Here is a 9,632-nt window from a genome sequence, read left to right on the forward strand (position 1 = left end):
CTCGGCGGGGTGCCGGTCGACCAGGAAGTCGGCCAGCTCGCCGATGGTCATGTACTCGAAGAAGAGCGTCTTGGAGAGCGGTCCGAAGCGTGTCTCCAGGGCGCGGGTGAGGCTCAGGACGAGGAGCGAGTCGACTCCGTAGTGGTCGAACGCCTCGTCCTCCGCGACGTCGTCCACGGCCATCTTCAGCTCGTCGGCGAGCAGTTCGCGCAGGTAGGCGACCATGGCAGGGCGCAGGTCAGCGGCGTCGGCGGCCTCTGACGGCGCGGACGCCGCAGCGGCAGGCCGCGGCGCGGGGCCGGTGACGGTCCGCTCCAGCGCCTCGCCGATCCGCCCGCGGTCCCCCGCGGTCAGCAGCACGCGGGACGCGCCGCCGCGCAGGGCGGCCTCCAGGGCGTCGAGCGCCGCCTCCGACGGCAGCGGCTCCATGCCGAACTCGCGCCGCATGGCCGCGCGGGCGTCGGCGGTCAGGGTCATGCCGCCGTCGCGCCAGAGCGACCAGTCGACGGTGAGGCCGCCGCCGGGACGCCGCTCCAGGTAGTGGCCGAGGAAGCTGTTGGCGTAGGCGTAGTCGCTCTGGCCGACGTTGCCGAAGACCGCGGCGGTCGAGCCGAACGCGACGAAGTACTCCGGTGCGTCCGCCCGGGTCGCCTCGTCGAGGTGGACCAGGCCGCGCACCTTGGGCGCGAGCACGGCGTCGGCGTCCTCGCGGCTCTTGTGCAGCACCAGCGAGTCCCGCAGCGTGCCCGCCGCGTGCACCACCCCCGCGACGCGCCCGAACCGGCGCCTGGCCTCGGCCACCGCGCGCTCGACGTCCTCGCGCACACCGGCATCGGCGCGGACGTGCAGCCAGCCCTCCGGCAGCGGCTCGGCCGGTGCGGACCGGCTGAGCAGGACGACACCGGCGCCCGGATGCCGGGCGATCCGCCGCGCGACGAGCATGCCGAGCTTCCCGGTGCCGCCCGTGACGAGGTGGGCCCCGGCCACGGCGAAGGGCGATTCCCCGGCCTCGGGCAGCGTGCTCTCGCGCCAGGCGCGGACCAGCCTGCGGTGTCCGTCCGCGCGAATCTCCGGCGCGTGGCCCGGCAGTTCGGCGAGGACCAGCTCGGCGAGGTCGCGGACGGAGGGCGCACCGGTCCGCGTGAGCACGCTCAGCCGGATGGCGGGGTGCTCCTGGCCGATACTGCGGGCGAACCCGTCCAGGGCGGCGCGGGCGGCGTGCGCGGCTCCGCTGGTGGTGCCGGCCTGGTCCTCGTGGACGATCAGGTAGCGCAGGGGCCCGCCGTGCTCGGCGACACGGCTGCGGCAGATGTCCAGGGCGGTGTGGAAGCCGCCGCTCAGCGCGTCGTCGAGGCCGGTACCGGCTGCCTGGGCGGTGAGGTGTACGAGGTGCGAGGCGCGCGCCGGGTCGCCTGTGACGACGTTCAGCTCCGGGGCGAGCAGGGCGAGTTCGCGGCGCAGGGCCTCGGCGCTGCCGTCCCCCGCGTCGATGACGGACAGCAGCTCGACCGGCTCGCCCGCCCCGTCCGGGGTCCGCGGGGCCGCCGCGGCTTCCCGCCAGACGGGCTCGAAGGCGAGCACGCCCGGCTCGGCGGCCCGCCGTTCCGCAGGTACGGCCCGCAGGGTGAAACGCTCGATGTGCGCGAGGACCGTACCGTCGTCGGCGGTCAGGCTGATGTCGAAGACCTGGGCGTCGGCCCGGCAATCCACCGCCACGACATGGGCGAGGCAGTCGGCGGGCAGCTCGCCGTGGAGCCGTACGGAACCGATCGCGTACGGCAGGTGTGCCGTCGGACCCGGCACCAGCCATCCGGCGGCCTGCAAGGCGCCGTCGAGCAGCGAGGGGTGGAAGCGGTGGTCGCCGACCTCGGGACGGCGCAGCCGCGCGAGGGCCTCGCCGTCGCCGAGGAGCAGCTCCTCGATGACCCGGAAGGCGGGGCCGTAGCGGAATCCCAGGGTCTCGAAGTAGGCGTAGCACTCCTGCCGGGTCTTCCGCTCGCCGCACCGGGCGCGCACGGCGGCCGGGTCGAGCGGCGCGGGCGCCTCCTCCCGCGCGCTGCCGTGCCCTGCGAAGACCAGGCGGCCACGGGCGTGCGGGCGCTCGCCCGTGATCTCGAAGGCGCCGGAGGGCGCGACCGTCACCCGGACGTCCCGTGTCGCGCCGGGGGCGAGCGCGACGGGCGCGGCCCAGACGATGTCGTCGACGCGCCGCACGGAGTCGGTGCCGTGGGCCCGCTCACCGGCGAGCCGTGCCATCTCCAGGCAGATGACGCCCGGGAGCACGAGGTCGTCGCGGACCCGGTGGTCGGCCAGGTAGAACTCCGAGCCGGTGAGGTGCTTGACGAAGGCGGCCTCGCCGAAGGTCGAGACGTTCTCGTCGAGCAGCCCCGAGCGGGAGGCGGCGGGAGGTGTCGCGTGATCGGCGGGCGCACCGGGCACGGCGTCGATCCAGTGGCGGGTCGGCTCGAACGGGTAGGTGGGCAGGGCGATCCTGCGCCCGCCCGGCAGCGACGACCAGTCCACGTCGGCGCCGTCGACCCAGAGCTGGGCCAGGGACACCAGGTCGCCCTCGGCGGACAGGGCCCGTACGAACTCCCGCCAGGCGTTGCCGCGGGTGGCGGCGGAGCGGCGCCGTCCCGCGCCCACCCGGGCCCGCAGCACGCCCGCGGGGGTGCCGCCCTCGGCGCAGGCGTCGAGCAGGCCGAGGAGTTCGGCGCGGCCACGCGCGGTGAAGGCGAGCCGCTCCTCCATGGCCTCGCGGCCGACGCGCAGTGTGTGGGCGAGGTCGGCGGGCGCGGGCTCCTCGGCGCGAACCTGGGCGGCGAGGAGCCGGGCCCGCGTGCGCAGGGCCCGCTCGGTCCGTGCGGAGAGGACGTACAGCTCCTCGTCGGCGCTGTCATCGGCGGGGCCGTCCTGCGCCGCGGCCGGTGCTTCCTCGATCACCACATGGGCGTTGGCGCCGCCGAAGCCGAAGGAGCTGACGCCCGCGCGGCGGAGCGCCGCAGAGCCGTCCCCGGTGGCCGGGGCGGGCCAGGGCCGGGTGGTGCCGACGATCTCGAACGGGCTCCCGTCGAGGTCGAGGTACGGATTGCGCTCGCGGAAGTGCAGGCTGGCCGGGATGGTCCGGTGACGCAGCGCGAGGACCACCTTGAGCAGCCCGGCGATGCCCGCGGCGGCCTCCAGGTGCCCGATGTTGGTCTTCACCGAGCCGATGCCGCAGCGCGCGCCCCTGCCGGTGGCCCCGTCGCCCGCGCCGAGCCGCTCGAACGCCTCGGTCAGGCCGCTGATCTCGATCGGGTCGCCCAGGGCCGTGCCGGTGCCGTGCGCCTCGATGTAGCCGACGGTGGCGGGGTCCACCCCGGCCGCGCGGTAGGCGTCGACGAGCAGTTGGGCCTGGGCGTCGGGGCTCGGCGAGGTGAGGGAGGTGGTGCGGCCGCCGTGGTTGACGGCGGTGGCCTTGATCACCGCGGCCACGCGGTCGCCGTCGCGGCGGGCCGCACGGTGGCCCTTGAGCACCACGACGCCCACGCCCTCACCGCGCACATAGCCGTTGGCGGAGGCGTCGAAGGCCTTGCAGCGGCCGTCCTCGCTGAGCATCTCGTTCCGGCTCAGGGCCGCGTAGAGGCGCGGGTCGAGGATGAGGCTGACGCCGCCCGCGATCGCCAGGTCGCAGGTGCCGTCGCGCAGGGCGCCGACGGCCTGGTGCACGGCGGTGAGCGAGCTGGAGCAGGCGGTGTCGACCGCGACGCTGGGCCCGCGCAGGTCCAGGAGGTAGGAGACGCGGTTCGGGATGACGGAGAGGGCGGCTCCGGTGAGGGTGTGCGCCTCGGCCGTCCTGCCGCCGGCCCGCTGCACCTCGGCGTAGTCGGAGTTGGTGGTGCCGATGAAGACGCCGACGCGTCTGCCCGCGAGGTCGCTCGCGCGGTACCCGGCGTCCTCGATCGCCGTCCACACCACTTCGAGCAGCAGCCGCTGCTGGGGGTCCATCAGCTCGGCCTCGCGCGGCGAGATGCCGAAGAAGGCGGCGTCGAAGCGGTCCACGCCGGGGACGAAGCCGCCCCAGCGCGAACGGGAGGCGTCGTCGTGCACCCGCCAGTCCCAGCGGTCCGCGGGGATCTCGGTGACGAGGTCCCTGCCCTGCTCCAGGTGGTCCCAGAACTCCGCGAGCCCGGCGGAGCCGGGGAACCGCCCGGCCATGCCGACGACGGCCACGTCATCGGAGCGGGTCACGTCATCGGTGACAGCCACGTCGTCGGTGACAGCCACGTCATCGGCGTCGGCGTGCACGGCGGGGCGGTCGCCCACCGGATCGTCCCCGACGGCATCCCCGACGGCGTCCCCGAGTGCCTCGCCCAGATGCGCGGCGACGGCGGCGACGGTCGGACGGCGGTAGAACAGCGTGGGCAGGACCTCGATCCCGTACCGCTCGCTGAGGCGTGTGCTGAGCACGGTGAAGCTGATGGAGTTCATGCCGAGCTGTCCGAGCGGCACGTCGGCGGCGATCTCGGCGGCGTCCGTGCCGAGGATCTCCGCGATGACGCCGGACAGTTCGGCGATGCGGGCGGCGGACCCGCTCGCCGGACGCCGGGCGGCGGGCCCGGTGCCCTCGCGGGCGGACCCGGCCGCCGCCGTCTCGCCGCGCAGCTCCGGCAGGGGCGCCCGCGCCAGCCGGGTGCGGTCCGCCTTTCCGTTGAGCGTCCGCGGCAGCGCGGCCAGCTCCACCAGGACGTCCGGGACCATGTGCGCGGGAAGCCGCTGGGCGAGGGTCTCGCGGCGCGGGGCCGTGGCGCCCTCGGCCAGGACGAGGAAGGCGTGCAGGACGTTGTCTCCGGCGACCCGCCGCGCGACCACCGCCGCCTCGCGGACGCCGTCCTGGGCGTGCAGCGTGGCCTCGATCTCGCCGGGCTCGATGCGGAAGCCGCGTACCTTCACCTGGGCGTCGAGCCTGCCCAGGTACTCGATGCGCCCGTCGGGCAGCTCGCGCACCAGGTCGCCGGTGCGGTAGCGGCGCTCGCCGTCGAGGGTGACGAACCGCTCGGCGGTCAGTTCGGGGCGGCCCAGATAGCCGGTGGCCAGACCGGCACCGCTGATGTAGAGCTCGCCGGGCACTCCGGGCGGCACCGCCCTGCCCCGCTCGTCGAGCACGTACAACCCGGTGTTGGCGATGGGGTGCCCGATGGTGACGCGCTCGTCGGGGGCGAGCCGGGAGACGGCCGACCAGATGGTGGTCTCGGTCGGCCCGAACATGTTCCACACCTGGCCCGCGCGGGCCAGGAGCTGGTGCGCGGTGTCCTGGTCGAGGGCCTCTCCCCCGCACAGCACCTTGAGTTCCGGGGACCCCTGCCAGCCGGCGGCGAGCAGCATCTTCCAGGTCGCCGGGGTGGCCTGGACGACCGTGGCCGGTGTCGACTCGATGAGCCTGCGCAGCAGCACGCCGTCGCGCGCGACCTCGGCGGGCACGATCTCCACCCGGCCGCCGGTGACCAGCGGCAGGAACAGTTCGAGCGCGGCGATGTCGAAGCAGACGGTCGTGAGCGCGAGCAGATGGTCGTCGGCGGTGAGGCCGGGCTCCTCGGCCATGGACAGGAGCAGGTTGGCCAGGGCCCGGTGCGGCACCTGGACGCCCTTGGGGCGGCCCGTCGAACCCGAGGTGTAGATCACGTACGCGGCGTCGTCGGCGCCGGGCGCGGCGCCCCGCTCCGCCGGGCGGCCACCGGCCGGTCCGTCGGCCGCGTCGACCGCGAGGACCGGCACCCCCAGCTCGGGGCGGGCTCCGGAGCGGGCGATCAGGAGGTGCAGCCCGGCGTCCTCGGCCATGTACCGCAGCCGCTCCAGGGGGTAGTCGGGGTCGAGCGGTACGTAGGCGCCTCCCGCGGCGAGCACGCCGAGCAGGGCGACGAGCATGTCGGCGGACCGGTCGACGAGCACACCGACGAGGCGCCCCGGGCCCACTCCCCGCCCGCGCAGACGGGCTGCCAGGTCATCGACGCGGGCGCCGAGTCCGCCGTAGGTCAGGGTGGTGCCGCGGTCGGTCACCGCGATGGCGTCGGGGGTGCGGCGGATCTGCTCGGCGAGGAGCGTGGGCAGGACGCGGTCGGCGGGGAGGTCGCGCCGGTTGAGCCGCTGCCGCTCCTTCGCGCGGGCGGTCTCGTCGGCGCTGCGCAGGGACAGGGCGCCCAGGTCGCGGTCGGGTGCGGCGAGGGCCGAGTCAAGGAGCAGGCCGAAGTGGTCGCCGAGTCTGCGCACGGTGGCCTCGTCGAAGAGGTCGGGGTTGTACTTGAGGCAGTAGCGGGCGCCCTCGGGCTCTTCGACGACCTCCAGGGTGAGATCGAATTCGCCTTCCTGGTGCACGCCGTGGAAGACCTCGGCGACGGGGCGGACGTCGGTGTCGTCCTCCACCCAATTCTGGAAGTAGAAGGCGGTGTCGAACAGGCGCGACGCCCGCAGCTCCTGCGCGAGGGACAGGAGCGGGTAGTCGCTGTGCTCCAGGGCCTCCAGGGTGGTGTCCCGCACCTCGCGCAGCAGGCCCCGGAAGTCCTGGCCGTCGCCGATGTCGTGCTTGAGGACGACCATGTTCATGTAGTAGCCGAGTACGTCGGCGTGGCGGGCGGCGGGCCGTCCGGCCACCGGGGTGCCGATAAGCACGCGGTCCTGCTGCGAATAGCGGTGCAGGAGTGTCGCGTAGACGGCGAGGAGGACCACGAACAGGGAGGTCCGCTCGTCGCCCGCGAGCTGCCGGGCCGCGCGGACGCGCCGCGCGTCCAGACGGCCCTCGACGGAGGCGCCGCGGTGGCTCGGCACCGCCGGGCGCGGCCGGTCCAGCGGGAGCCGGAGCGTGGGCAGGCCGCCGGAGAGCTGTCGCAGCCAGTACGAGCGCAGTTGCTCGCCCCGCTCGGAGGCGAGGAGTTCGCGCTGCCGGTCGACGAAGTCGGCGAAGGTCGCGGGCGGCGGCGTGGTGGGCGCCTGGCCTCGGTAGAAGGCGGACAGCTCGCGCAGGAAGACGGCGATGGAGAGTCCGTCGAAGATGATGTGGTGGAAGGTGAGCAGCAGCACCTGGCGGCGGTCGGCGAGGGTGAACAGGGTGACCCGCAGCAGGGGTCCGCGCGCCAGGTCGAAGGGCTCGCGGACACACTCCTTGGCCGCCTCGCGCACGTCCGCCTCGGAGGTGGTCGTCAACTTCCTTTCCGCGAAGGCGAGTTCCCGGCGCGGGTCGACGATCTGGTGGTCGTCGTCGATGCGGGCGCGGAGCTGGGGGTGGCGGTCCACCATGGCTTGCAGCGCTTCGCGCAGGGCGCCCGGGTCGGTGCCCGGCTCCAGCCAGAACGCGAGGGGGAGGTTGTAGGCGTACGTGCCGGGCGCCGTCCGCTCGATGACGCTGAGGGCCCGCTGACCGGCCGACAGGGGGAAGCGGGTCGGTGCCGCTGGGGAAACGGTGTCGGCCGGTCCGCCGATGTGCTCGCTCAGCTCGCGCAGGGTGGCGTGTTCGAGCAGGTCGCTGAGGCGCAGCCGGACGCCGAGGTCCTCCTCGATCACCGCGGCGATCTTCATGCCGCTCAGCGAGTCGAAGCCGTAGTCGGACAGGAGCCGGTCGGGGTCGACGGGCTCGTCCAGCTTGAGCGTGGCGGTGACGATGTCGCGGAGCCGGTCGAGCGGACCGTGCCCGGGGGCCGCGACCCGGGTGGAGGGTGCGGTCTCTTCCCGCACCGCCGCCGGGGTGGCCGCACCGTCCCGCCCGTTCACGCCGATGATCACGTGCTGGCCGAGGTGGGCGCCCCGGTCGAGGACCAGCGCGTCGGCGAAGCCCTCTTCGAGGAGCAGCCGCTGCCAGGTCTGCGCGGTGGCCAGGGGTGCGTCCTTGATGCGGAGGTCGCCGTCGGTGAAGGCCCACCAGCCGTCCAGGACACCGCCGGTGACGGTGATGCTGCTGCGGATCGCGGTCAGTTCGTTCAGGACGAGACGGCCGCCGGGGCGAAGGAGGGCGCGGGCCTTGCGCAGGGTGGCGCGCAGGTCGCTGGTGGCGTGCACGACATTGGTGGCCACCACGATGTCGGCGCCGCCGGGGGTGTATCCCTGTTCCGTGAGGCCGCGTTCGAGGTTGAGCGTACGGAAGCGGGTGAAGGGGTGGCGGTCGCCGAAGCGCTGCTCGGCGCTCTCCAGGAACTGCGGCGAGATGTCGGTGAAGACGTACTCGGCCCGCTCGGCCCAGGCGGAGAGCGCGGGCAGCACCCGCTCGGTGGTCGCCCCGGTGCCCGCGCCGAGCTCCACGACGCACAGCCGCTCGCCAGGACCGAGTTCCCCGGCGCGCCGCCGGGCGTGCTCGGCCACCGTCTCGGCGACGAGTTCGTTCAGGGAGTCGGTGAGGGGGTTGCCCCGGTAGAAGTCCTGGACCAGGTCCATCGAGGCGTTGGGGAACATGACCTCGGTGGCGCCCACCTCCCCGCGCAGCACCTGCGGGTAGCTCCGCAGGAACAGCCGGGTCAGCTCCACCGTGGCCCTGATGTCGGGGTGGTCGGCGGCGATGCGGTCGAGCTCGCGCTCGGCGTGTTCGAGGCTGGTGTCGGTGTCGGTGTCGGCATCCGCTGCGGCGGCGAGGACCTCCACGGCGTCGCCGCGTACGGACACGTGCCCGGCGTCGGCGAGGATGCCCAGGAGGGCCGCGTGCAGCCGGTGGTATCTGGGCACGATGCCGAGCCGGTCGGCGAGCGCGGTGACGCTGTCGCGCTCGCCCCGCCGGGTGAGGGCGCCCATGCGCCGGTAGACGCCGAGCAGCGCCGTGTCGCAGAGCGCGGAGAGCCGGTCGTAACCCTCGATGACGGCGTCGGCTCCGGGCCCGGCCGGTGCGGGCGGGGTGGTGTGCTCGGCGAGCGGTGAGGCACGGTGGCCGAGGGCCGCGAGGGCCTGTTGGTCGGCGCGGATCGGCATGACCTGGACGGGGCCGTTGGCCAGCACCCGCTCCAGGCAGTCCAGGCCCTCGCGCACGGTGAACTCGGCGACGCCCGACCTGCGGAACACCTCCTGGAGCCCCGGCTGCGCCCCGGAGCCGACGCGGCCCCAGTAGCCCCAGTTCACCACCCGTACGGGGTACGGGAGCCGGGTCGCGAGGTGGCGCCCGTAGGAGTCGAGGAAGGAACTGGCCGCCACATAGGCGGCGTTGCCCGCCGCGCTCACGAAGGAGCCGACCGAGCTGAAGAACGCGAGGAAGTCCAGGGGCTCGTCGCCCAGCGCGGCCACGAGCGCGAGGGCACCGTCCACCTTGGCGGCGAGGGCCGCCCGCAGTTCGGGCTCGGTCAGCTCGGCGATGGTGCTCGCGTTGTGCGTCATGGCCGCGTGGAAGACACCGTGCGGCGCGCCGAACCGCGCTCTGGCCTCGGCGACGGCCCCGGCGAGGGCCGCGGGGTCGGCGGCGTCGGCCCGCAGGTGCAGCAGCCGTCCGCCGGCCGCGTGCACGCGGTCGGCGGTGGCCCGCTGTCCGGCGTCGAGTTCGCCCCGGCTGATCCACACGATGTTGGCCCGGTGCCGCTGGGCGAGTTCCTCGGAGAGGGCGCGGCCGATGCCGCCGCTGCCGCCGACCATGAGGTAGGTGCCGCCGGTGCGGTAGGGCGAGTGCCGGGGGGCGGGGACGGGGGTGCGCA

The 9,632-nt window shown here is 74.6% G+C and carries 1 protein-coding gene; it reads right to left on the reverse strand.

Features of this window, described 5'->3' with window-relative positions:
* On the reverse strand, positions 1 to 9,632 hold a 9,632-nt coding region (locus AB8Z36_RS22700), incomplete at both ends, for an amino acid adenylation domain-containing protein (RefSeq protein ID WP_369215199.1).

This window comes from Streptomyces flavofungini, assembly GCF_041028215.1.
GTDB classification, from domain to species: Bacteria; Actinomycetota; Actinomycetes; order Streptomycetales; family Streptomycetaceae; genus Streptomyces; species Streptomyces flavofungini_B.